Genomic DNA, 24,461 nt, shown 5'->3' with positions numbered 1-24,461 from the left:
GCCTGGGCCGTCTACGGCTACCCGGGGCGCTCCCGGTCGGCCGGCCACCGCGGGGCTGGGGGGCCGGGCCTCCGTGTCTGCTACCGGCGTCGGTTACCGACGTCCGTTACGCGCGGTGCTCAGTGGGAGTGGCCGTGGCTGTGACCACCGGCGGCCGGCTCCTCCTCTTCCTTCTTCTCGACGACCAGGGTCTCGGTCGTCAGGAGGAGGGAGGCGATGGAGGCGGCGTTCTCCAGGGCGGAGCGGGTGACCTTGACCGGGTCGATGACGCCGGCCTTGACCAGGTCGCCGTACTCGCCGGTGGCGGCGTTGAAGCCGTTGCCCTTCTCGAGCTCGGCGACCTTGGAGGTGATGACGTAGCCCTCGAGGCCGGCGTTCTCGGCGATCCAGCGCAGCGGCTCGACGGCGGCGCGGCGGACGACCGCGACACCGGTGGCCTCGTCGCCGGTCTTGCCGAGGTTGCCCTCGAGGACCTTGACGGCGTGGACGAGCGCGGAGCCACCACCGGAGACGATGCCCTCCTCGACCGCGGCGCGGGTCGCGGAGATGGCGTCCTCCAGACGGTGCTTCTTCTCCTTCAGCTCCACCTCGGTGGCGGCGCCGACCTTGATGACGCACACGCCGCCGGCCAGCTTCGCGAGGCGCTCCTGGAGCTTCTCGCGGTCCCAGTCGGAGTCCGTGGACTCGATCTCGGCCTTGATCTGGCCGATGCGACCGGTCACGTCCTCCTTCTTGCCGCCGCCGTCGACGATCGTGGTGTCGTCCTTGGTGACGGTGACGCGGCGGGCGGAGCCCAGCACGTCCAGGCCGACCTGGTCGAGCTTGAGGCCGACCTCCTCGGAGACGACCGTGGCGCCGGTGAGGACGGCCATGTCCTGCAGCATCGCCTTGCGGCGGTCACCGAAACCGGGGGCCTTGACCGCGACGGCGTTGAACGTGCCGCGGATCTTGTTGACGACCAGGGTCGACAGGGCCTCGCCCTCGACGTCCTCGGCGATGATCAGCAGCGGCTTGGAGGAGTTGGCCTGGATGACCTTCTCCAGCAGCGGCAGCAGCTCGGCGATGGAGCCGATCTTGCCCTGCGTGATGAGGATGTACGGGTCGTCCAGGACGGCTTCCATGCGCTCCTGGTCCGTCACGAAGTACGGCGACAGGTAGCCCTTGTCGAAGGCCATGCCCTCGGTGAAGTCCAGCTCCAGACCGAAGGTGTTGGACTCCTCGACGGTGATGACACCGTCCTTGCCGACCTTGTCCATCGCCTCGGCGATGAGCTCGCCGACCTGCTGGTCCTGGGCGGACAGCCCGGCGACGGCGGCGATGTCGGACTTCTCGTCGATCGGGCGGGCCGAGGCGAGCAGGTCCTCGGAGACCGCGGCGACGGCGGCGTCGATGCCCTTCTTGAGGGCGGCCGGGGAGGCGCCGGCGGCGACGTTGCGCAGGCCCTCGCGGACCAGTGCCTGGGCCAGCACGGTCGCGGTGGTCGTACCGTCACCCGCGATGTCGTTGGTCTTGGTCGCCACCTCCTTGACCAGCTGGGCACCGAGGTTCTCGAACGGGTCGTCGACCTCGACCTCGCGGGCGATCGTGACACCGTCGTTGGTGATGGTGGGGGCGCCGAACTTCTTGTCGATGACGACGTTGCGGCCCTTGGGGCCGATCGTCACCTTCACCGTGTCGGCAAGCTTGTTGACGCCGCGCTCAAGGGCGCGACGGGCGTCCTCGTCGAACTTCAGGATCTTCGCCATGGCAGCGGGAGCCCTCTCGGAAATCTGGGGTGAGAAAACACTGCGCCCCGGGCGCCCGGCTCAGTAAGCGTGTCGGGACCAGGGGCGCAGTTCGGAGCAAATCTGCTACGAGGTGACTTACTTCTCGATGATCGCGAGAACGTCGCGGGCCGAGAGGACGAGGTACTCCTCGCCGTTGTACTTCACCTCGGTGCCGCCGTACTTGCTGTAGAGCACGACGTCGCCGACGTTCACGTCGAGTTCGACGCGCTTGCCGTCCTCGATGCGGCCGGGGCCGGTGGCCAGGACAACGCCCTCCTGGGGCTTCTCCTTGGCCGTGTCCGGAATGACCAGGCCCGAAGCCGTGGTCTGTTCGGCGTCGAGCGGCTGGACCACAATGCGGTCCTCGAGCGGCTTGATGGCAACCTTGGAGCTGGCGGTCGTCACGATCCGACCTCCCCCTTCGGAGATCTCACGGGGTTAACTGTCTGAGGTGGCGACCAGGTCGATCCGTCGTCGCGGGTGCCGGACCTGCCCGTCGCTGTGTTGGCACTCTCCAGTGGGGAGTGCCAGACCTGAGACTATGACTGCGATTAGCACTCGGTCAAGCGGAGTGCCAATTCACCGCGTGGCGTCGCCGGGATTCCCGTGCACGCCGACCCGGAAAGCGGACCTGTGTTCGAGTGATCGTCCCCTGGTGACCGCCGCCCCCCGGACCCCCGCTTCGGCCCGAACGGCCCCGTCTCCAATCGCCGGACAGGCTGGATCGTGAGCGGTGCTCGTCAGTGACCGCCCGAGGACTCAGGGGCGCCGGACATAGTCCTCCAGCCTCCCGACCCTCAGCCCCCGCTCCTCCAGCTCGCGCAGCAGTCGCGTCGTCCGATCCGCCAGGGTCAGGGCCGGGGTTCCGCCCGCGGGGACGGAGATGATGTCGCCGGGCGTCAGGCGGTGCGCGCCGCGGGTGTACGCGAGGGTGCCGTCACCCTCCAGGGTGACCCGCCAGAGCACGACCGCCGCGATGCCGCAGTCGGCGGCGGCCCGGAGGGTCGTGGTGTCGTACGTGCCGTAGGGCGGGCGGAACAGGTGGGGGCGGATGCCGAAGCGGGCCCCGAGCTTGCGCTGCTGGCCGCAGATCTCGGCGCGCTGACCGACGTAGGGCAGGCCGCGCAGGGCGGGGTGGTCGAGGGTGTGGTTCTGCAGGCTCGCGCCGACCGAGCGCAGCCGGGCGAAGTGGCCGTAACCGGGCCCCACCACGCTGTCCGTGAGGAACATGCTGACGGGGAGGCGGCGGCCGCGTACGAGGTCGATGAAGCGGGGGTCGCGTTCGGCGCCGTCGTCGTAGGTCAGGAAGACGACCTCGTCCCGGGTCGGGACGTGGTCGACGACGGGCGGGAGGCGGCCCGGCCCACCGCGGCCGGCCGGCCGGCCCGCGCTGTCCCCGGCACCCTTGCCCGCCTCGGCCCGAACCGTCGGGCCCACGGCCGGCCGGCCGGCCGACGAGTCGCACCCCGCCAGCACCGCCAGGAGAACCGGCGCGGCCGCCCCCCGCCGGATCAACCGGGGCAACCGGGGCAACCGGGGCAACCGGGGCAGCCGGGGCAGCCGGGTCACAGGTAGTCCTCCAGGCGCCCCACCGCGTACCCCTCGGCCGTGACCTTGTCCAGGAAGCGGCGGATCATGTCGGGCATGGTGCCCTTCCAGTCGTCGCGGCCCCGGAAGTGGGAGAGGACGATGTCGCCGGGGTGCAGCTCCCTGTCCCACTCGCGGTAGTCCCAGCGGTCGACGAAGACCTCCTCGTTCCACAGCGGGGCGTACTCGATGCCGCAGGACTTCGCCGCGCGCAGGGTGTCCTTGTTGTAATTGCCGAACGGCGGGCGGAAGAGGACGGGGCGTTCGCCGTACCGCTTCTCGATGACGTCCTGCATGCCGCAGATCTCGCGCTTCTGGCGGGCGTAGGACAGGCCGGGCAGGTACGGGTGGTTCAGGGTGTGGTTGTGCAGGCCGACGCCCCGGTCCCGCATCCTCCCGAAGTAGCCGTAGTCCTCCTTGATCACGTAGTCGCTGAGGAACGCGGTGTACGGGATCTTCAGCTCGCTCATCATGCGCAGGAACGCGGGGTCCTTCTCGGCGCCGTCGTCGATGGTGAGGAAGACGACCTTCTCCTCGGTGGGAACCGTGGTGAAGACCGGGGGGAGGTCCAGTTCCCGGTGGCCGTCGACCTCGAAGCCCTTACGGGTGGAGATCCGGGGCTTCTCCCGGGGTGCGGGCGGGGCGGTCAGGGGCACCCGCTCGAGCCCCCAGCGCTTCACGGCGGCCACGCGCGCGGCGTGCGCGGCGCGCAGCCTGGTGGCGTAGGAGTCGAGTGCGCGGGCCGGGGGCGCGTGGAGGGGCTGCCGGCCGCCCGCAGCCGGGTCCGGGTCGGTGGAGTCCTTTCCACAGCCCGCGACGAGAGGGGCGAGGGTGGCGAGGGTGAGTACGGCGACACCGGCCCGTACGCCGCCCCGTGACCGCCTTTTGTCGTTTTGTCCTACTACTCGCATGGAGCCGGATCATCGCAGTCCCCCGCACCGGACCCGGCCCGACACCGCGGCCGGCGGCACACCGTCCACCGACTGGCCGACACCGGACCCGCGCCTGGCCCACAATGAGCCGGTGAACGACCGCACCGCGCCCCACGCCCGGCCCTCCTCGCAGCCCCTCGACGCCTCACCCCTCGCCCTGCTCCTCACCCCCGAGGGCCGCGCCCTCCTCGACGAGGTGCGCGACACCGACCCGGCCCGGGAACTCGCCGTCGCGACCCGGCTGCGCCGTGAGCATCCGGCGGAGCTGGTGTCGGCGGCGCTCGGCCAGGCCCGGCTGCGGCAGCGTGCGGCGGCGAAGTTCGGGACCGAGGACGCCGGGCGGATGTTCTTCACGCCGAACGGGGTCGAGCAGTCGACCCGGGCGAGCGTGGCGGCGTACCGGGCGCGGCGGCTCAAGGAGCTGGGCGTGACGTCGGTGGCCGACCTGTGCTGTGGGATCGGCGGGGACGCGATCGCGCTGGCCCGCGCCGGAGTCCGGGTGCTTGCGGTGGACCGGGACCCGCTCACCGCGGCGGCGGCCCGAGCGAACGCGGACGCGCTGGGCCTGGCCGCGCTGATCGAGGTACGGGAGGCCGATGTCACGGAGGTGGACACGGCCGGGTACGACGCCGTCTTCGTCGACCCGGCCCGGCGCGGCGGCCGGGGCCGCATCTTCGACCCCGAGGCCTACTCGCCCCCGCTGTCCTGGGCGGTCGAGGCGGCCCGCGGGGCGGCCCGCGCCGCCGCCCTGAAGGTCGCTCCGGGCATCCCGCACGAGGCCGTCCCCGATGACGCCGAGGCCGAGTGGATCTCGGACGGCGGGGACGTGAAGGAGGCGGTGCTGTGGTTCGGCACCGGACGGGCGGCCGCCGGGTCAGGGGGTGCGGTGGCCCCGGCGATCCGCGCGACCCTGCTGCCCGGCCCGCGCACGCTCCTCTCCCGCGGCCTGCCCGACCCGGCGGTGCGTCCGCCCGGCCGGTACCTGTACGAGCCCGACGGGGCCGTCATCCGCGCGCATCTCGTCGCCGAGGTCGCGCAGGACCTCGACGGAGGGCTGATCGACGCGACCATCGCGTACATCACCGCCGACGCGCACCGCCCCACCCCGTACGCCACCGCCTACGAGATCACCGACCGGCTCCCCTTCAACGTCAAGAAGCTGAAGGCACTGCTGCGGGAGCGTCAGGTCGGCACCCTGACCGTCAAGAAGCGCGGCTCGGCGGTGGAACCGGAGGAACTCCGCCGCAAGGCCCTCCCCAAACCGAACGGCACCGCGTCCGTCACCGTCTTCCTCACCCGCGTCGCCGGCGCCCCGACGATGCTGCTCGGGCACCCGGTGCGCTGACGCCCGCGGGCTCCCGGACCCCCTCCCCGGCGCGCGCCGCGCCTCACCGCAGCGACGCCCACAGCTCCTCCGCCTCCGGCTGCTGTGCCACCACCCGGTTGGAGTCCCAGGGCGCCGGGAGCACCGGCATCGTCACGGTGGTGACGGCGGACGACGACAGGCCCCGCAGGCTCTGGGCGAAGCGGGTCAGCTCGGCCGGCGAGTCCAGGCCGGTGTCGATCGTGAGGCTGCTGGTGACCGCGTCGACGATGCCGTACAGCTCGGTGAGGTCGGTCAGCAGACCCTGCCTCCCGATCTGGTCCAGCAGCGCCTTCACCAGCGTGTGCTGGAGACCTATGCGGCCGAGGTCGCTGCCGTCCGCTGTGCCGTACCGGGTGCGGGCCATGGCCAGGGCCTCGGTGCCGTCCAGGTGGTGGGTGCCCGCTTCGAGGTGCAGACGGCTCAGGTCGTCGTCGATGTCCTCGTCCGTGGTGACGGTGACGCCGCCGAGCGCGTCGACCAGACGGGCGAAGCCGGTGAAGTCGATCTCGACGTAATGATCCATGCGGACGTCCGTGAGCAGCTCGGCCGTCTTCACCGCGCACACCGGCCCGCCCACCTCGTACGCGCTGTTGAACATCGCGTGGGACACCGGCTGCGTCGACCCGCCGTCCGGCAGCGGACAGGCCGGGCGGTCGACCAGGGTGTCGCGCGGGATGCTGACCACGGTCGCGGCGGTCCGGCCGGCGTCGAGGTGGACGACCATGGCCGTGTCGGAACGGGCCCCGCCGCTGTCGCCGCCACCGAGCGCCCGGTTCTCCCCGCCGCTGCGCGAGTCCGAGCCCAGCACCAGGATGTTGAGGGACCCCGTCGGCAGGGGCGAGGCCGAGGCGGACGCCGAAGCGCCCTGATCCGAGGCCGCCGTCGTCCCCCGGGGCGGACGGTCGTCGCCCAGGGCGCTGTTGATGTCGACGCTGTTGATGTTGTCGCCCAGCTTCCAGTACGCCCAGCCGGCCGCCCCGGCGCCCAGCACCAGCGTGCCCGCCAGAGCGAGGCCGGTGAACTTCAGGGCCCGCACCCGGCGACGGACCGGCTGCCGATCCATCGGCGGGCCCGTCACCGGGTCCGCCGGCGGGGCCGTCACCGGGTCCGCCGGCGGAGCCGTCCGTATGTCCGCGTCTTCGGCGGTATCCGAGGGCGCGTCCGAAGGCACCTCGCTCCCGCCTCCGTCGCGTCCGTCACCGTGGCCCTCGTCGCGCCCCTCGCCTCGCCCCTCGCGGGAGCCCCCGTCGTGGCCCTCATGTTCCATCACGGACAGGAACGTAAGTCCGAATTATGACAACGAGCGCCTCCCGGACCGTTTTCTCGTGAAGTTCTCAGACTTCACAGCCCGGACTCACCCACCGCGCGCACCGAAACTTTCGGAAACGTCGGCGACAACCTTCGGGCCGTGCCGGCCGACGCCCGCAAGCCCGACCACCGTCATCCTCCGGCCGGCGGCGCCCCCGTACTGCTGCGCACCACCAGGCTCGTCGCCAGTTCCACCCGGGTCGCGGCGGCCACGGGGTCCTCGCCCTTGCCGAGGTCGAGGACCAGCCTGGCCGCCGCCTCCGCCATCTCCGTCAGCGGCTGCCGTACGGTCGTCAGCGGCGGCCCCACCCAGCGGGCCACCGGCAGGTCGTCGAACCCCACCACGCTCAGGTCCTCGGGAATCCGCAGACCCAGCTCACGCGCGGCCTCGTAGAGACCGAGCGCCTGGAGGTCGTTGCCTGCGAAGACCGCGGTGGGCCGGTCGGGGCGGCGCAGCAGGGCGAGGCCCTGGCGGTACCCGGTCTCGTGGTGGAAGTCGCCGGTCATGACCAGCCCGGGGTCCACCGGAAGTCCGCCGGTCTCCAGCGCGGCCCGGTAGCCGTCGATGCGGGCGCGGCTGCACATCATCTGCGAGGGCCCGCTGATCGCCCCGATCCTGGCGTGCCCGAGCTCGATCAGGTGCCGGGTGGCGGCGAGCCCGCCCTGCCAGTTGGTCGCGCCGACGGAGGGCACGTCGGTGCCGGGATCACCGGCCGGGTCCATCACCACGAACGGGATGGAGCGGCTGGTCAGCAGCGCCTGTCCGGACTCGTCGAGTCCGGACAGGACGAGGATCACCCCGTGCGGGCGGCGCGCGGCGACCTGGTCGGCCCAGGTCCGCCCCGGGGTGAGGCGGCCCGCACTCTCGGAGAGGACGACGCTCAGCCCCGCGTCCCTCGCCACGTTCTCCACGCCCCGGATGACCTCCATCGCCCAGGCGCTCTCCAGTTCGTGGAAGACCAGGTCGATCAGGGGCGAACGGGTGGCCTCGGCGCGCCGGCGCCGGTAGCCGTGGGCACGCAGCAGTTCCTCGACCCGGCTCCGCGTGGCGGGGGCGACATCGGCACGGCCGTTGAGGACCTTCGAAACAGTCGGTGCCGAGACACCGGCCTCGCGGGCGATCTCGGCGAGGGTCGCAGTCTGCGCGCTGCGCCCTCGCGTCCGGGTTTCGGCGGGCTGCGAGGAAGTCATGGCCGCGATCGTATCCCTGCGGGCCCTCTTGACGAAGTGTTCCCCAAGCCATGGATTCTCGGAACATTCGATATATGTTTCGAAACATTCGCAGGTCGCGATGGACCCGGCGCCGACCCGGCAGCCATAAAGCACCTTTGAACCTCTGTGAGAGGGTCCTCCGTCCCCCGACAGGAGTTTCATGACCAACCCCGTCCTGGCGTGACCCCGTCCTGCCCGCCGCCCGTGTCGACGACCTGCTCGCCCGGATGCCCCTGTAGGAGAGGACCGCCCAGCTGTACGGGGTGTGGGTGGGCGCGGACACGGACGGCGAGGGAGTCGCGCCGTACCAGCACGACATGACCTCCGACCGCGACTGGGACGAGCTGATCACCCACGGTCCCGGCCGGCTCGCCCGCCCCTTCGGCACGGCCCCCGTCGACCCGGACCTCGGCACACAGCCGCCGGCCCGCGCCCAGCGCCTGATCGCGCGGGCGGGCAGGTTCGGCATCCCGGCACTCGCGCACGAGGAGTGCCTGGCCGGATTCACCGCCTGGCAGGCCACCCCCTACCCGGTGCCCCTGGTCTGGGGCGCCGCCTTCCACCCGGAGCCGGTCGAGGAGATGGCCCGCCGCATCGGTCACGACCTGCGTTCGGTCGGCGTCCACCAGGGCCTCGCGCCGGTGCTGGACGTCGTACGCGATCCGCGCCGGGGCAGGGTGGAGGAGACGATCGGCGAGGACCCGTACCCGGTCGGCACCATCGACATCATCGGCACCGCCTATGTGCGCGGGCTGGAGTCCGCCGGGGTGGCCGCCACGCTCAAGCACTTCGCCGGGTACGCCTCCTCGGCCGGCGCCCGCAATCTCGCCCCCGTGCGGGCGGGCGTGCGGGAGTTCGCCGACGTCACCCTGCCGCCGTTCGAGATGGCGCTGCGCGAGGGCGGGGCGCGCCCGGTGATGGCCGCGTACACGGAGACGGACGGCGTGCCCGTATCCGCCGGCCCCGCCCTGCTGACCAAGCTCCTGCGGGAGGAGTGGGGGTTCCCTCCGCGAACCCGGCCCGGACCGACGGCCGTTGTGCGGGACGGAGGCGGAGGAGCCCTGCGCGCAGGGGCGGGCGCAGGCGGCACGTCAGGCACCCTCCGTGTCGATCCGCTCCGCTCCGTCGAGCAGGTACGGGGGGCAGTTTCGAACCGGCCGCCGGCACCTCGATACCGACGAGGCACCCGTCCTTGTCGAAGTCGAGGTTGATCACGCCCCCGACCTCGGCCGGATCACAGGGATACATGCGCGCCACCTTCGAGGGCGCCTGCGGATCGGCGAACGAGACGTAGGCCGCGTTCGCCTTCCGGTCACATGTGACTCCGGCGTCGATCACGGTCGGCGCCTTACCTGGAAGCCGTTGATGCAGGCTTTGTCCCCATTGGCCACCGTGGATCAGACGACGCCCTCAGGGAATCCGACGTGTCGACCGCCGCGCACGAAAACCCTCCAGGATTCCACGGAGCCGGAACAGTCAGGAAAGACCTCGAGCCGAAAACCGGGTTGCCACTCCACGGTGACACTTCCCGCATCACCTAGAGCCACCTCCCCCACTACCGGTCGAAGCCGCTCAAGAACTCCATTCAATGTCGCAGCACGGGAGTCATAGACGGTCTCGAACCGGTCGAATGCTTCCGCTCCAGCCCCTCGTTGCGCGTACCTCATGTCACGTGAACCAATCAGCAACTTCCCTTCCTGCACAATCCGGAAAGGGCATTGCAGATGAGCATTGATCACCTCGTCGTGGCGGGCGGCGAACTCGACCACGCCCATGTCAGCCGCCCTGCCGACGGAGTGAACCGTCGCTCCCAGAAGGAGCCGTCGAATCTCGGACGTTCGATCGTCAGCAGCCACCGAAGAGCCCCTTGCCTTCTTCCACGATTCGGTGATAGCCGTATCCCTGCCCCGTGATTCTTTCGTGCAGGCTTCGACGCTCTTCCGGAGTTATCTGGCGACCGATGCTTCCTTCGATCTCGCGCAGCGCATCCTTGAATTCCTTGTTCTCCGCCTGGTTTCCCCGCGGCGCATGGTATCCGTCATCGTCCAGATCACCCGGATCCCAGTTGTCCTTGAGTTCTTCTAGCGCCTTCTCCCAGTCGAATCCGCCGTCATTGTGCACGAGCACTGCAGTGGCGCCCGCCAGCACATAGTACGTATGCAGGTCCGTGACGGTCAGGTTGTGGACCGTGGCCGGGCGCTGCGCACGGGCGATGCCGGTGATGCGTACGGTCTTTCCGGTGGCGGTGCGCAGTTCCTGGCCGGCGGTCAGCCGGTCCGCGTCGATCCATTCGTCGAGGCCCGGCACCCAGAACGGGTGGCCGTCCGTCGCGGTGAGCCCGACCTGCACGCCGTCGACGGTGAGGGTGATCGTCACCAGGTTCTTCGGGCCCTCGCCGGTGATCTCGGCGGTGACCGTCTTGACCTCGGTCTTCCCCGTCCTCGGGTCCGCCGCCAGCACCTTGTCGCCGATGACGACGTCCTCGATGGGCTTGGTGGTGCCGTCCGCCATCAGGACTTCGGTGCCGGGGACGAAGCTGTTGCAGGCCTTGACGATCTTCGCGCCCTTGAACACCCGCGCCCACGGCAGGTCCAGGGCCGCCGAGCCGCAGGCCTTGACACTGTCGCCGCTCAGACAGCTCTTCCAGGCGTCGATGTCAGGGGTGACCAGGGCCACGACGATCTTGTCGAAGAGGGTCTGTTCGTGGTGGATGATGCCGAGCGCCTCGGCCGCGCCGCAGAACGCCTTCGTGTTGGCGTCCTGCGCGTAGCACTTGCGCTCCGCCCACGCCTCGATCCGGTCCTTCTCCTCGTACTGCGGGAACATCGCCTCCAGCTCGCGTGCGGCCGGGACCCGGATGTTCTCGATCCAGATCGTCCCCTTCTTCTCGGTGACGTTGATCGTCTTCGCCGGGGAGTTCTGGGACTTCTTGGTGGTCCCACCACCTCCCCCGCCGCCACCGGAGGTCGAGTACAGGAAGTCGCCGTCCTTGTCGTAGCAGCCGGAGGTCGTGCAGCCCGGCCCGTGGCCCTTGTCCGGTGCCCAGACCGAGTCCGGGTTGTTGACGCTGCACCCGTCGCAGTACAGGCCCGACGGGTCGGAGAAGGTGAGCGGGTTGTTGTTGCTGTAGGTGTAGCCGTTGATCTGCTGCGGATCCGTCAGGTCCATGATCGGGTCGACCGAGAGGAACCGGCCCGTCGCCGGGTCGTACTCGCGGGCGCCCAGGTGGGTCAGGCCCGTGGAGGCGTCCTGGGTACCGCCGACGAAGCCCTTGGTGCCGGGCCAGACGTCCGGTTCCTCGCCCCTGACGTCACCGAAGGGCAGCGAACGGCGCCGGCTCACCTGCTGCGTGGCCGCGTCGATGGCGAGCAGCGCCGTGCCGTGGTGGTCCGCGGTGGTGAAGGAGACCGTACCGTCGTCGGCCTGGACGGCCGTGTGGCCGCCGCCGAGGTCGATGTACCGGGTGCCCTTGGGCGTGGTGCTGCCCTTGGCGACCGTGATCTCGGTGCCGCCGAGGTAAAGGGTGGTCTCGGTCGGCGTCCGGGCGATCAGGCGGTTGCCGTCGGCGTCGTAGACGTACTCCGTGACCTCGGGCGAGCCGCCCTCGACCGGTTCGGTGACCTTGGCGAGCCGGCCCTCGGCATCCCAGTCGAGGTCCTGCGTGGTGCCGTCGCCCAGGGTGCGGGTGTCGGTGTTGCCGGTGGCGTCGTAGGTGTACGAGTCGCCGGTGGTGACGCCGGGACCGGTGCGGGTGACCGCCTTCAGGCCGTGCGGGCGGACCGCGGTCGCGCCCGGGGCCGGGTAGTCGTAGGTGCTGGTGACGTTCTTCGTGGTGTCACCGGTGGTGTCGTGCTGGACCTCGGTGCTGCGGTTGCCGGTCTTGTCGTAGGTGTAGGAGGTCCAGTAGGGGGCCGGACCACCGAGCACCGTGGCGCCGGGCGTGTCCGCGCAGGCGGTGGTGGCCTGCGTCCACGCCTCCGTCAGGCGCCGCAGGTGGTCGTAGGTGAAGCACTGGTTGTCCGTGCCGGAGCGTGAGGTGTCCGAGACGGACAGGACGTTGCCGGCCTCGTCGTAGCGGAAGGTGGAGGCCTGGTCGACGCCCGCGACGTCCTGGCGGTCGACGCGGGTGTACGACAGCCGCTGGGTGCCCGGCTCGTACTCGTTGGTGACCCAGGCCTTCTTGCCCCCCGCGTTGGAGAGCTCGTACTGGAGCGGCAGGCCGGTCAGGCTGTACGACGTGGTGGCCTCGATGCCCTCACGGCCGTCCACGGCGATGGGCCGCAGTGTGTCGTCCTCGTAGGCGTAGGCCACTGTCGAGGCGGCCAGGGAGCCGGCCCTGGGCAGCCCCACGCTGGCGATCAGACCGGATTCCTTGTACGCGGTGGCCGACAGATGCGTGCCGGACAGGCCGGTGTTGGCGGTGGAGGCCGGGATCGTGACCGAGGTGCGCAACGGCCGGTAGAGCCGGTCGTATGCGACCACCTTCGAGGTGTAGGCCAGTCCGTCGTCGCCGTAGCGGGTGGATTCGGCCAGGTGGCCCTTGGCGCCGGTGATCGTGTCGTAGGTCCATTCGGCGCGCATGGGTCCGGTCGTGGAGCCGGAGCGCAGTTCGGTCCTGCGGCCGAGACCGTCGTAGACGTTGACGAGGGTGGTGTTGCGGGCGTCGACCGTGGAGGTGAGCTGGCCGCGGTCGTCGTAGTGGTAGCGGGTGCTGCCCTTGTCGGGGTCCTCGGACAGCTTCATCCTGCCGAGCAGGTCGTACTCGTAGCCCCACTCGTTGCCCGCCGGGTCGGTCACCCGGGACAGGGCGCCGGCCGGGGTGAAGGCGTACGTGGTGGTGTCGTACGAGGCCTCCGCGGCCCGCTCGTGGTGCTGGCGCAGCTCGGTGGTCTGCCCGCGGGCGTCGGTGAGCGTGGTGGTGGCGGTGCCGCCGGCCGGCGGGACAACAGTGGTGCGGTCGCCGCCGTGGAGGGTGCGGGTGGTGCCCAGGACCCGGCCGCCGTCGCCGTTGCCGAAGATCTGCCGGTGCTCGGTCTGTCGGCCGAGGCCGTCGTAGGAGTAGCGGTTCTGGGTCTCCACGTCGAGCGCGTCCTGCGGCCCGACCAGGGTCGTGGAGGGCGCGGACTCGTCGTGGTAGGACAGGAACTCCTTGGCCTTCAGGCCGCGTTCGTCGTAGAAGGTGTCGGTGAGCAGCCGTCCGCCCCCGGGGCCGGGGTCCTGGGTCTGGCGGGGCCTCAGGAAGCCGTCGTAGAGGACGTACGAGGTGATCCGGGCGCTGTCGTTGCCGATGATTTTGGTGCCGACGGCGATCGGGCTGTCCTCGGTGACCCGGTAGGTGTACTCGTAGGTCGGGACGTCGCCGACGTTCCGGTCGGCGAGCCACACCTTGGTGGAGCGGCCCAGCGCGTCGTAGGCGAAGTTGGTGACCTTGCCGTTGGTGTCGGTCTGGGTCAGCGGCACTCCGCGCGCCGGGTCGTTCGAGGTGGTCGTGGACTGCGCGGTGGTGCTGTTGCCGGGCGTCGCGGGCGGCGTCGTGACCTTGACGGAGCCGGGGTGGCCGGTCGTCGGGGTGTAGGCGGTCGTGGTGGTGCGGCCGTCGGTGCGCGCCGTGCGGGTCAGGGCTCCGGAGGCAGCGGTGACGGAGACGGTGCCGGTGAGGTCGGTGGTGGTGAGCTTGCGGCCGTAGGAGTCGTACGTGGCGCCGCTCTCCGTGTAGGTGGCCGTGGTGCCGTCGTGCGACCTGAGGACCGCGGTCGCCGTGGCGTCGCCCTTGGTCGGTGCCGCGTTGTGCGCCAGACCGTCGTAGGCGGTGCGCATGTCGGAGATGACGTCCTTGGCGCGGTCGGGCGTGGTGACGCAGTTCTTGGCGACGGTCTCCGCGCGTGCGGGCAGGATGCGGATCGCGCCGGCCGCCGGGTAGGACGTGCGGGTGCACCGGTCGTCGGCGGTGGTGGCGTCGTCGCCGCGGTCGTCGGTCTGGGTGATCCGTCCGGCGACGGTGTCGAAGGAGTTGGCTGTCGTGGTCGTGCGCCACTTCGCGCCCGCGCCGCCGTCCAGCGAGGTCCAGGAGCGGGTCTGGGCGGTGCCGGTGAGGTTGGCGGTCACCGTGCCCCAGGAGCGGACCTTCCTCGCGGTTTCGTGGTGCCACGGCCGGTTCACGGTCTTGCCCAGCACCGGGCCGCCGGGGCCGGAGTACTGCACGGTCCTGTAGGCGAACCCGGCGGCCGACTCGTGGTCGGTGATCGGGTCGCCCTCACCGGTGCCGAGGCCGACGCCGACCGACTTGGTGCCGCCACCGGGCGCGAGGCGGTCGCCGTCCATGCCGCGCAGGAAGTAGGTGTCGGTCTGCGACTTCATCGCCGCCGCGCCGCCCTGCCCGCCGGTCTTCACCCGGACGTGTCCGTAGCCGCGCCACTGCGACCAGGTCTTCTCCTTCTCCTTGGTCAGCCCGTCGTCGTCGTCGTAGTGCCAGGCCGCGCCGTCCAGATAGTCGTAGGAGGTGATCTGGTCCGGGGCGCCGCCGGTGCGGTCGGTGAGGGTGACGGTGGAGGTGACGTACTTGTTGAACCAGTGCAGGTCCGGGTCGTCGGTGGTGCTGCCGCCGATGTACTGGGGGAAGCAGCGGGTGGTGTTGGTCTGCGGGGTCGGCAGTGCGTTCGCGTCGCAGACCGGCGCGGAGTAGCCGACGTCGATCTGGCCGCCCGCCTCGTCGGCGACGGTGGCCAGGCGGTCCTTGATGAACGGGGCGAAACCGTCGCCCGTCCTGTCCAGCCGGTTGGCGAGCTGCCGGTAGCCGAAGGTGGTCTTCGGCAGGGTGATCGCCGGGGTGCCGCTGTGGCCGGTGCGCTGCACGGAGTCGAGCAGCAGCTGGTAGTCGGTGTCGGCCATGCCCCAGCGGTGGACGAGCTTCCAGGAGTCGACGTTCGCGTAGGTGCCGGACTTCAGCACATGGGTGGCCACGGAGGTGAGCCGCTTGCGGGTGAAGAACACCGGGGAGAGCCGGCCCTCGTCGCAGGTGGCGCTCTCCGCGCAGTTCAGGTCCCAGGGGGTGTCGTACCAGTGGAAGGCGTCCGCGTCGATGTCGGCGCAGGTGGTGTCCGCGTCCGGCAGGCACCGCTCACCGCTGGTGAAGTCGACTTTCGCCAGGGCCTGCGCGGAGTACATGCCGGAGGAGCGCAGGCCGTACTCGATCCGGTCGAGGGAACCGCCGCGCACGTAACGCGTGTTGGCCTTCTCGTCCAGGTTGCGGCCGTAGGAGTTCCACTCCTTGTCGTAGTAGTACGCGATGGCGTTGCCGTGCGGGTCGACGACGTAGTCGAGGTTCCAGCGCCAGCCCTGCTGGCACCAGGAGTCGGCGAACGCCGAGGCGTGGCACGGCTCGCCGGTGTCGTCGCCGTAGACCGGCGCGGTCCAGGTGGAGTCGGTGGCCTCCTTGCCGTCCGTCCACCCGGGAAGCCGGTTGTAGCCGAAGTGGTACTGGGCCCCGTCCGGGGTGGTGACCTTCCAGTACTCGTCGTTGCGGGCACCGTTGGAGCGCACGTCGGAGGCGGATCCGCGCAGCCGCTGGACCTTGGTGCCGTCGTCGTCGCGCAGCCGGAAGGTGTCGGTGCCGTCCGGTACCAGCTCGCCGCCCTTGCCGTTGAAGGAGATGAACGCGTTGTCGTACGCCCAGCACAGGTCGGCCGGCTTGCCGCCGTCGGCGTGCTCCACCCCGTCGTCGGCGCAGGACTTGTAGCGCCGTTCGATGAACCCGGGCCACAGGTCGAAGCCGTCGCCGGCCCAGGAGCCCTGGTTGTTGGTGTTGCCGGAGCGGCCGTCGACGGACCCGGAGGAGTACGACAGTCCCACGCCCGGCAGCAGCCCGCCCGGCACGTCGGGCACGTTCATCGCGTACGACCAGGAGAAGTCACCGGTGTTGAGGCTGGTGCTCCACTGCGCCGACGGTGCCAGCGGGGTGGCCTTGTAGTCACCACCCATGCTCGCGTCGTCGGCGACGGCCGCGAGAACGGTGGCGCCGGACGCCTTCAGGGCGACCTTCGAAGCGGTGAGGGTCTTCGACTCGGTGTCGTTGACGGCCTCGACGGGCGTCGCCTCGCGACAGGCCGTCCTGCCCGGGGTGGTGAGCGCGCAGGCCGGCAGCTCGACCAGTCGCAGCCGGTCGGCGTAGCCGCCCCCGAATGCCTCGGCGAAGGAGGAGTAGTCCAGGCGCGCGCGTACGGCGGTCCTCTTCCCGGACGTGGCCGCTCCGGCGGCCTCCAGGCTGAACAGCGGTCCGTCCGCGCCCGCCCGCCCGGCGGCCTCACGGTCGAACAAGCGGGTCCGCACCTTCTCGGGCGCCTGCTCGCCGCCCACGGCCAGCGGCAGCCCTTTCGCCCGGACGACGGACGAGGAGCCCTCGGGTGGGTCGACGGTCGCCGCGCCCGCCTTCGGCCAGGCGGCACGGGGGGCCTTCGCCGGAGTGCGCGGGCCCTTCGCCGTCGTACGCGGGGTCACGGGGACCGCCGAGACGGCGACCGGCTTCTCCGACGCGGGAAGGCCGGGGCGGCCGGTGCCGCGGTCGGCCGCGACCGAGACGGGCTGGGTCACGGCCTGGAGCAGGGTGCCGATCATGACCGTGGCCGAGGCCAGGGCGATGCGGCGACGCAGGGCACGGACTCGCGTCCGCGGTCTACCGTTCATCCTCGTCCTTCGTCGTACGGGGTGTCGGGGTGCGGTGGGTTCTGGTGCGCGGGAGGCGTGTCAGCCGTTGCCGGGGAGGGTCGTCCCGGTCCCCGGCATCCCGACCGCGAGGTGCTCGATCTGCAGGTCGTCGAGGGTGCCCTGGAAGGTCCAGACGTCGGAGACGGAACCCGGGAAGTAGGCCCCGCCCCGGTCCCGGCCGAGCTGGAGCGACTGGACGGCCTTGAAGGTCACGACGTTCTCGGCGTACGACACCCGTTCGGTGCAGCCGGTGACATCGGGCACGCCGTCGTCGTCGGCGTCCGTGCAGGCGACCTCCTCCAGCTCGCCGTTGACGTAGAGCCGCAGCTCGCGGGCGAAGCCGTCATAGACCAGCGCGAGGTGCGTCCACTCCTCGGGGCCGAAGAACCGCCCGTTCTCCACCTGAGCGGATTCGGCGGCAGTGCTGTCCGCGCCGCTGGTGCTGATGCGCCAGGTGCCCCCGTCGGTCGCCGGTGACCCGGAGGGCACGTACCGCACCGAGAAGGCGTCCTTGGTGGTTCCGGGGGCGCTGAGCAGCGCCACCTCACCGGTCGGGGCGGCCGCGGCCTGCGCGAAGGCGCTGAGGGTGAAGCTGGCGGAGGTGTCGACGGGCACCGTGCCGCTCGCGGTGGCGGCGTAGTCGTTCACACCGTCGAGGGTGAGACCCCCGTCCACCCAGCCGGAGCCGATCGCCGCGCCGTTGTACAGGCCGAGTCCCGTACCGGCGGGACCGGCGTCGGGAGTGACCGGCGGGGTGGCCGTGGAAGCCGTCTCGAACTTCCAGCGGCTCTTGACCACCGGGTGCTGCTTGAACAGCTGGCGCACCTCGTCGCCGGAGACGGCCCGGTCGTACAGCCGGACGTCGTCGATCGCGCCCTTGAGCGGGTTGACCAGCTCGCCCCCGTGGTGGGCGCCGCCCAGCGTGACCTCACCGACGGCCAGCCAGGGCGTGTTGAAGTCCGCGGTGGCCTCCAGCGTGCCGTTGACGTACAGCCGCATCTGCGCGGTGTCGAGGTCGTAGACGCCGACGACGTGATTCCACTCGCCGAGCCGTGCGGCCGAGCAGTGGGTGTTCGCCGGGCACGCGGTCTGCGTGGCGCGGACCACCGTGGACTCGGCCCTGTCGCTCTGCTCCCGCAGGAACACCCAGCCTCCGAGCGCCGAGGAGTGGTAGAGCTCGAAGCCCGCGTTGACCGTACTGGCCTGGGCGACGGCCGTCATCGCCCGCTTCTCCTTCTCCTCGGGCAGCTTCACCCAGGCGGAGACCGTGAAGCTCTGGTGGGTGTCCATGATCGGGCGGCCGGCGTCCGCGTAGTCGTCGACGCCGTCGAACTCGACCGCGCCGCCGTCGACTCCACCGGCACCGGGCGTGGCGCCGTTCCTCAGCTGTGCGGCGGCCTGCTGGGCGCGGCCGGTCAGTGCGACGGCCCCCTCCGCCTCGTCGAGCGGGAAGACCAGCTTCGCGGGACGGTTGGTGTCCACCGGCTGCCGGCTGTGCAGCCGGGTCACCTGTCCGTCGGTGAGCTGGTAGTCGAAGAGCTGCAGCTCGTCGAGGGTGCCCTTGAAGTGGTCGTCCATGGCTCCGTAGTGGGAGGCGGCGCCGAGAATGGTGCGGCCACGCGCGTCCCAGGGAGTGCCCGTGAAGGGCTCGGTGGCGACGAGGTCGCCGTCCACGTACAGCTTCATCACCCGGTTGACGTTGTCGAACACACCGACGAGGTGGGTCCATCTGTCGTGCCGGGACGCCACGCACGCGGTGTCCCCCGGGGGACAGGCGGGCTGGAGGGCCCGGGTCACGGTCGCGCCCGATGCGGTGTCCTGGGAGTGCCGCAGGAAGGCCCAGCCGCTCAGGGCAGTCGAGTAGTAGATCTCGAACCCGCTGAGGTGGGCTCCCGACTGCGAGACCGCCGCCAGCGGAGTGGAGGCATGGTCGCCGGGCAGCTTCGCCCACACCGACACGGAGAAGCTCTTGCCGGTGTTGAGCACCGGGGAATCGGTGGCGGCGTGGTCGTCCACACCGTCGAACTCCACGCCGTTCCCCGAGACGCCCTCCGCGCCCATCCTGGCCCCGTTGATCGAAGCGGGCCACTTGCCGCCCTCGCCCATGACCTGGCTCGCGCCGGTGCCCTCGTCGAGCTGCCAGGACAGCCGGTCGGGCTGGCCGGAGCGGACGCGGAAGTAGTAGGTGCGGGTCTCGGACGCGTTGCCGGCGGCGTCGAAGGCCTTGGCGGTGACGAAGTTGACGCCGGTTCTGGTCGGCATGATCTTCGTCGACCTGGCGCTGCCGCCGGAGGTGGTCAGCGTGCGGCTGCTGGTGGGCGGCCCGTTGAGGCCGAGCCAGTACTTGGTGACGTCCGTGGAGGAGGAGTCGGCGGTGAAGGTGCCGTACCGGCCGACGCCGTCCCACCAGGGGTCGTTCGGGTCGGCGTCGTCGGAGCGCGGGTACTGCGGGGAGGTGACGGACGGTCCGACGGGCAGGGCGGTGTCGTAGACGAAGTGGCAGCTGTGCGCGTTCTGCGAACTCCAGGGGGACCACTGGCCGCCGTCCCAGGCACGGGCCTGCCAGCCGACCGTCTTGTTCTGCGGGACGGTCGTGGGCAGCTGGACGGAGAAGTCCGAGCCGGACGCCTTGTCGGTGCTCTTGCCCGAGATCCAGCGCTGCTTCCAGCCGTCACCGCTGTCCCACAGCGCCCGGAACTGCACCTGGATCCGGTCCTTGTCGGGGTCGGTCACATCGCTGGCCCGCACGGTCGCCCGCGATCGCACCCGCACCGGGGCGGAGCCGTTCACACAGGCGCCACCGGGGTCCATGGTGAGCTTGGAGGTGCTGATCCGCGGCGGCGGGCGGTTGTACTTGACCCGCAGATGACCGGCGTCGGAGAACCGCTTCCAGGTGTAGCGGTCGTCCTCGCTGGTGGCGCGCAGCCCGAGGGTGATGGTCGGCCACTTGCCCGCCGCCGCCTGTGCCACGGCCGTCTTCACGTTGAACTCGGCGTCGGCCGAGGCGCAGCCGTCGTAGCCGTGGGCGAAGCTGCGGGTCTCGAGGTGGTCGGCCCAGAAGCCGGAGGCGTTCTGGCTGTTCCAGGTGGTGGAGGAGTTGATGCCCTTGGTGCGCCAGATCTGCACCTCACGCGCCTGGCAGGAGGCGGCGTGCGTCTCGCGGACGACGAACTCGGCGGAAAGGATGCTGCGGCCCGCGAACTTGGTCGTCGGGAACTGGTAGAAGAGCCGCTTCACGTCGTACGGGCTGCAGTAGTTCCAGCCGCAGTAACCGAGGCCGGCGTCCGGGTCGCCGTTGAACTTCCACTGGGGGGAGCCTGCCCAGTACCTGGAGGCCATCGTCCAGGCGGTGGCACGTGGCGTGTACCACTGGGGATCGATGTAGACCGGGTAGACGGTCTCGTCGCCGGTGAGCAGTTCCCGGTCCGGGGTGAGGACGAGTTCGTCCCCGCCGACGGCCACATCGACGGGGGCGAGCCGGCCGGATTCGGTGGCGCCGGGCTCGGCGTCCGCGGCCTCGGCCGGGAAGGCGGCAGGCCGTACGACCGACGCGGGCTCCGTGGACGTCGCGGTGCCCTCCCCCGTGCTGGAATCCCACATCACGGGCCGGGGCGCCTCGAACACGACGCTGCCCGCACCTTCGTCCACCGCTTCCAGGCCACCGTTCACGGTCTCCTGGACGGTCAGCCCTTCGGAGCCCAACCGCAGCCGCAGCTCGTCGAGTTCCGCACTCGCGGCGGCCTCCGCCGACTTCACGACGAGGAGCTGGGTGAAGCCCTCGGGCCGTGCGGCGAGCCGCAGGTCCACGCCCGGGAGGATGTCGGGGTAGACCGCGGTGTCGTCGTCCAGCCGCGGTGCCGGTACGTCACCCGGCCACTCCAGCTCGAGGGCCCGCCCGGCCCGCTCCAGTCGCACCAGCGGGCCGTCGCCGCCACCGGAGAACGCGAGCCGGACCGAGGCCGCCCTGGGTGCGATCATGCCCTTGTCCGGGCCCTCACCCACGGCGGCGAGTCCCGTGTCGATGGTCTTCCACTCACCCTCGATCCGGGTCCGGACCGGACGCAGATACTCGCGGGCCTCCAGATCGCCCTCGGGAGTGGCGTACACCTCGCTCGACTCGCCGCGCAGCGACAGCACCTCGACGTTGCGGCCCAGACGCCCGGCCTGCCGCAGTGCTTCCTCCTCGGTGGCCGTGGCGACCGGTTCCCCGGTGGTGCCGCTCGCCGCCGAGGCCGTCGTCCCCGCCCTCGTCGCCGCCGGACCCACCGCCTCGGCGGGGAGCGCTCCCAACGGCAGCAGCCCGACCGTCGCTCCGATCGCCGCCGCGATCGCAACCGTCGTGATGGAGCCGCCCGTCCTCCGGCGACCGCGCGCACGCCGAACCATGAGGTCCCTCCCCCGTCCACGCACCCCGGACATGATCTTGCTGTGACCACGTCAAATTAGGAGCCGCTGGGGGAGGAATGATGAATTCCCTTCAGCGGAACGGCGAACTCGATCAGTCGATCGTGAACGAGCGGTGAAGGGACCCGAGTCAGTCCGCCGTCACCGAATCGAAGCGCCACCGGTGCACCGCGCGGGTGACCAGGTCCCCGGGCGGGTCGGGGAGTTCGGGGAGTTCGGCGTCGTACGGGGCGTCCCACCAGGTGATGACCAGGACCCGGTCCTGCGGGGCGCGGAAGGTTTCACGGCGCAGGGGTGGCGGATCGGGGGGCAGTTCGCGCAGCTGCTCCCCGGTCCAGGTCAGCAGTGCCTCGCCGCGGCCGGACACGGCCCGTGCCTCCCACATCAGCGCGACGGTCACGAGTACAGGTTCTCCCCGCCGACCTCGTGCACGTGATCGTGCGAGTGCGCATGCGCATGCGTGCGCGGATCCGCGTGGGCCTCGCCCGGTACGTGGGGTTCCGTCACCGGGAGGGAGGAGTCCGCGGACAGGTCCCAGTCGGACACCGCCCGGTTGCGGGCGACCATCTCCGCGCCCAGCGCGGCCACCATCGCGCCGTTGTCCGTGCACAGCTTGGGACGCGGCACGCGCAGCCGGATGCCGGCCGCCTCGCAGCGCTCCTGGGCCAGTGCCCGCAGCCGGGTGTTGGCGGCCACTCCGCCGCCGATCATCAGATGGTCGACGCCCTCGTCCTTGCAGGCGCGTACCGCCTTGCGGGTGAGCACGTCCACGACCGCCTCCTGGAAGGAGGCCGCCACGTCACGCACCGGGACCTCCTCCCCCGCCGCCCGCCTGGCCTCGATCCAGCGGGCCACGGCGGTCTTCAGACCGGAGAAGGAGAAGTCGTACGCCGGGTCGCGCGGCCCGGTCAGCCCGCGCGGGAACGCGATCGCGGACGGGTCGCCCTCGCGCGCGTACCGGTCGATGACCGGGCCGCCGGGGAAACCGAGGTCGAGCACGCGCGCGATCTTGTCGAAGGCCTCGCCGGCCGCGTCGTCGATGGTGGCGCCCATCGGGCGGACGTCGGAGGTGATGTCCGAGGAGAGCAGCAGCGAGGAGTGGCCGCCGGAGACCAGCAGTGCCATCGTCGGCTCGGGCAGCGGCCCGTGTTCCAGCTGGTCGACGCAGATGTGCGAGGCGAGGTGGTTGACGCCGTACAAGGGCTTGCCGAGGGCGTAGGCGTACGCCTTGGCCGCCGAGACGCCGACCAGCAGCGCGCCGGCGAGCCCCGGACCGGCGGTGACGGCGATGCCGTCCAGGTCCCGGGCGCTCACCCCGGCCTCCTTCAGCGCGCGCCCGATCGTCGGCACCATCGCCTCCAGGTGGGCGCGGGAGGCGACCTCCGGGACGACACCGCCGAAGCGGGCGTGCTCGTCGACGCTGGAGGCGACGGCGTCCGCCAGCAGGGTGGTGCCCCGGACGACACCGACACCGGTCTCGTCGCAGGAGGTCTCGATCCCCAGCACCAGGGGTTCGTCAGCCATGGGTCTCGGTTCCTTCTACGCCGTTCGCGGGGTTCACGGGGGCCATGGGGGCGGCCGTGGGGGCCACCGGGTCCACGGGGGTCGCCGGGGTGACGGAGGCGGACGGGCCGGTCAGCCGCATCACCAGGGCGTCCACGTTCCCCGGCTGGTAGTAGCCCTTCCTGACCCCGATGGTCTCGAAGCCGAAGCGCTCGTACAGCTTCTGGGCCCGGACGTTGTCGATCCGGCACTCCAGCAGCACCTCGGCGCACTCGAACGCGGTCGCCGCCCGCAACAGCTCCGTCAGCAGCCGCGAGCCGAGGCCGGTGCCCCACTGGTCCCGGCGGACGGCGATGGTCTGGACGTCGGCCACACCGGTCGCCTCGCCCGTGCCCTCGTCGCCGTCGGCCGCCGCGCCGGCGGAGGTGAGCCCCGCGTATCCGACGAGCCGGCCGTCCTCCTCGGCGACCACGTAACGGCGGGTCGCGGCGGGACCGCGCGCATGGGCCAGCTCGGACCAGAACATCCCCCGTGACCAGGCGTCCTCGGGGAACAGCTCGCGCTCCAGCTGGAACACCCGCTCGATGTCCCACCAGCGCATCTCGCGCAGTGCGACCTTCTCGGGCCCTGTCGCTCGTGTCACTTGGGGGTGACCACCTTGTAGTTCTTGGGGACCTGGGCGTCGGGGCGACGCAGGTACAGCGGCCGCGGCTCGGGCAGTTCCGTGCCGGCCGCCAGCCGCTCGGCGGCCAGCCGGGCGAGGGCGGCGGCGGTCACGTGCTCGGGCTCGTGCGCCTTGGGGAAGGTGTCGGGGTACAGCAGCGCGCCGGCGCCGACCGCGGGCAGCCCCGCGACCCGACCGGCGACGTCGGCGGGCCGGTCGACGGCGGGGTCGGTGAGGCGGGTGCGCGAGTCGGCGTACCGGGCCCAGTAGACCTCCTTGCGGCGGGCGTCGGTCGCCACGACGAAGGGGCCCTCCAGGTCCGCGGCGTACGCGAGGCCGTCCAGCGTGCACACACCGTGCACGGGGACACCGAGCGCGAGCCCGAAGGTGTCCGCGGTCATCAGGCCGACCCGCAGCCCGGTGTACGGTCCGGGGCCGATGCCGACGACGATCCCGGTGAGGGCGTCCGCCTTCAGGCCGGCGTCGGTGAGCACCCGGTCGATCGCGGGGAGCAGCAGTTCGCCGTGGCGGCGGGCGTCCACCTGACTCGACGAGGCGATGACGTCGTCGCCGTCGTGCAGCGCGACGGTGACGGCAGGGGTGGCGGTATCCAGAGCGAGCAGGAGCACACAAACAGCCTACGGCTCCCCGCGCCCCGTGTCGGACGGCCCGGTCGGACGGTCACGTACTGCTACCGTCACACCGACGTATGCACACTACGGGACGATCCTGGACGATCCGTGACGATCCGCAACGCCCCCGAAAGTTCGTCGCCGGGTGGTACGGAACGGCCGGGGCGACCGTGAGCGGCGCGGGGCGACATCGAGCGGCACAAGAGGTGCAGAGGCGCGGCACAGAGGACAGATACACAGAGGCACAGAGGTGGTGACGGCGATGGCGGGCAACAGCTCGGCGATCGTGGCGGGGCTGACCGCGGCGGCCCTCCTGACGGTGGGCGTCCTCGGCTACCAGGCATCCGCGAACGCGCCGGCCGCCCGGCCCGCCGCCCGCGCGGGCGG

Annotated in this window: 14 protein-coding genes and 1 pseudogene; 2 read left to right on the top strand and 13 right to left on the bottom strand. The window is 71.3% G+C overall.

What is annotated here, in order from left to right; translation table 11 throughout:
• Window positions 1–119 precede the first annotated feature (119 nt).
• From groL to ACFWVE_RS30635, 4 genes are all read right to left on the bottom strand, one after another.
• Complete coding sequence (gene groL / locus ACFWVE_RS30650; RefSeq protein ID WP_384021010.1) at window positions 120–1,745, bottom strand: chaperonin GroEL; 1,626 nt, start codon at window positions 1,743–1,745, stop codon at window positions 120–122.
• A 117-nt stretch (window positions 1,746–1,862) separates the two neighbouring features.
• Window positions 1,863–2,171 (bottom strand): co-chaperone GroES, encoded by a 309-nt coding sequence (gene groES, locus ACFWVE_RS30645; RefSeq protein ID WP_266079104.1) that lies wholly within the window; start codon window positions 2,169–2,171, stop codon window positions 1,863–1,865.
• A gap of 354 nt (window positions 2,172–2,525) precedes the next feature.
• Window positions 2,526–3,278: a polysaccharide deacetylase family protein gene (locus ACFWVE_RS30640; RefSeq protein ID WP_384021016.1), complete on the bottom strand. Its 753-nt coding sequence runs from the start codon at window positions 3,276–3,278 to the stop codon at window positions 2,526–2,528.
• A 53-nt stretch (window positions 3,279–3,331) separates the two neighbouring features.
• The gene (locus ACFWVE_RS30635) at window positions 3,332–4,264 is read right to left on the bottom strand and encodes a polysaccharide deacetylase family protein (protein WP_384021005.1); all 933 of its coding nucleotides are present in this window, start codon (window positions 4,262–4,264) and stop codon (window positions 3,332–3,334) included.
• Window positions 4,265–4,376: 112 nt separating this feature from the next.
• On the opposite strand from ACFWVE_RS30635, the gene ACFWVE_RS30630 reads away from it, so the two are divergent.
• Complete coding sequence (locus ACFWVE_RS30630) at window positions 4,377–5,630, top strand: methyltransferase domain-containing protein (RefSeq protein WP_384021002.1); 1,254 nt, start codon at window positions 4,377–4,379, stop codon at window positions 5,628–5,630.
• Between the two features lie 43 nt (window positions 5,631–5,673).
• On the opposite strand, the gene ACFWVE_RS30625 is transcribed toward ACFWVE_RS30630, so the two are convergent.
• Together ACFWVE_RS30625 and ACFWVE_RS30620 are read right to left on the bottom strand one after the other, a co-directional pair.
• Window positions 5,674–6,714, bottom strand: coding sequence for an LCP family protein (locus ACFWVE_RS30625; RefSeq protein ID WP_384020999.1), 1,041 nt, complete (start codon window positions 6,712–6,714; stop codon window positions 5,674–5,676).
• A gap of 377 nt (window positions 6,715–7,091) precedes the next feature.
• Window positions 7,092–8,150: a LacI family DNA-binding transcriptional regulator gene (locus ACFWVE_RS30620; RefSeq protein ID WP_384020996.1), complete on the bottom strand. Its 1,059-nt coding sequence runs from the start codon at window positions 8,148–8,150 to the stop codon at window positions 7,092–7,094.
• 212 nt (window positions 8,151–8,362) lie between these two features.
• On the opposite strand from ACFWVE_RS30620, the pseudogene ACFWVE_RS30615 reads away from it, so the two are divergent.
• A pseudogene (locus tag ACFWVE_RS30615) lies at window positions 8,363–9,175 on the top strand (glycoside hydrolase family 3 protein); the annotation flags it as partial.
• 393 nt (window positions 9,176–9,568) lie between these two features.
• Here ACFWVE_RS30615 and ACFWVE_RS30610 read toward each other — a convergent pair.
• The 7 genes from ACFWVE_RS30610 to tsaB all read right to left on the bottom strand — a co-directional run bounded on the left by ACFWVE_RS30610 (window position 9,569) and on the right by tsaB (window position 24,071).
• Window positions 9,569–10,027, bottom strand: coding sequence for a hypothetical protein (locus ACFWVE_RS30610; protein ID WP_384020993.1), 459 nt, complete (start codon window positions 10,025–10,027; stop codon window positions 9,569–9,571).
• Window positions 10,017–16,850: a polymorphic toxin-type HINT domain-containing protein gene (locus tag ACFWVE_RS30605; protein ID WP_384020990.1), complete on the bottom strand. Its 6,834-nt coding sequence runs from the start codon at window positions 16,848–16,850 to the stop codon at window positions 10,017–10,019. Before ACFWVE_RS30605 ends, ACFWVE_RS30610 begins: the two co-directional genes overlap by 11 nt.
• A 60-nt stretch (window positions 16,851–16,910) precedes the next feature.
• A complete protein-coding gene (locus ACFWVE_RS30600; protein ID WP_384020987.1) occupies window positions 16,911–21,257 on the bottom strand; it encodes a LamG-like jellyroll fold domain-containing protein in 4,347 nt (1,448 codons plus the stop codon).
• Between the two features lie 148 nt (window positions 21,258–21,405).
• Complete coding sequence (locus tag ACFWVE_RS30595; RefSeq protein WP_384020983.1) at window positions 21,406–21,675, bottom strand: hypothetical protein; 270 nt, start codon at window positions 21,673–21,675, stop codon at window positions 21,406–21,408.
• Window positions 21,672–22,799 carry a tRNA (adenosine(37)-N6)-threonylcarbamoyltransferase complex transferase subunit TsaD gene (gene tsaD, locus ACFWVE_RS30590; RefSeq protein WP_384020980.1) on the bottom strand — a complete coding sequence of 376 codons (1,128 nt, stop codon included), beginning with the start codon at window positions 22,797–22,799 and terminating at the stop codon, window positions 21,672–21,674. Before tsaD ends, ACFWVE_RS30595 begins: the two co-directional genes overlap by 4 nt.
• The gene (gene rimI / locus ACFWVE_RS30585; RefSeq protein WP_384021013.1) at window positions 22,792–23,379 is read right to left on the bottom strand and encodes a ribosomal protein S18-alanine N-acetyltransferase; all 588 of its coding nucleotides are present in this window, start codon (window positions 23,377–23,379) and stop codon (window positions 22,792–22,794) included. Before rimI ends, tsaD begins: the two co-directional genes overlap by 8 nt.
• Before the next feature lie 38 nt (window positions 23,380–23,417).
• Complete coding sequence (tsaB, locus tag ACFWVE_RS30580; RefSeq protein ID WP_384020977.1) at window positions 23,418–24,071, bottom strand: tRNA (adenosine(37)-N6)-threonylcarbamoyltransferase complex dimerization subunit type 1 TsaB; 654 nt, start codon at window positions 24,069–24,071, stop codon at window positions 23,418–23,420.
• Window positions 24,072–24,461 lie beyond the last annotated feature (390 nt).

Origin of the sequence: Streptomyces sp. NPDC058632, from assembly GCF_042717095.1 — a bacterium.
In the GTDB taxonomy this organism is placed as follows: Bacteria; Actinomycetota; Actinomycetes; order Streptomycetales; family Streptomycetaceae; genus Streptomyces.
Note: the sequence above shows the minus strand (reverse complement) of the source record. Positions and strands in the feature narration are given on the sequence as shown.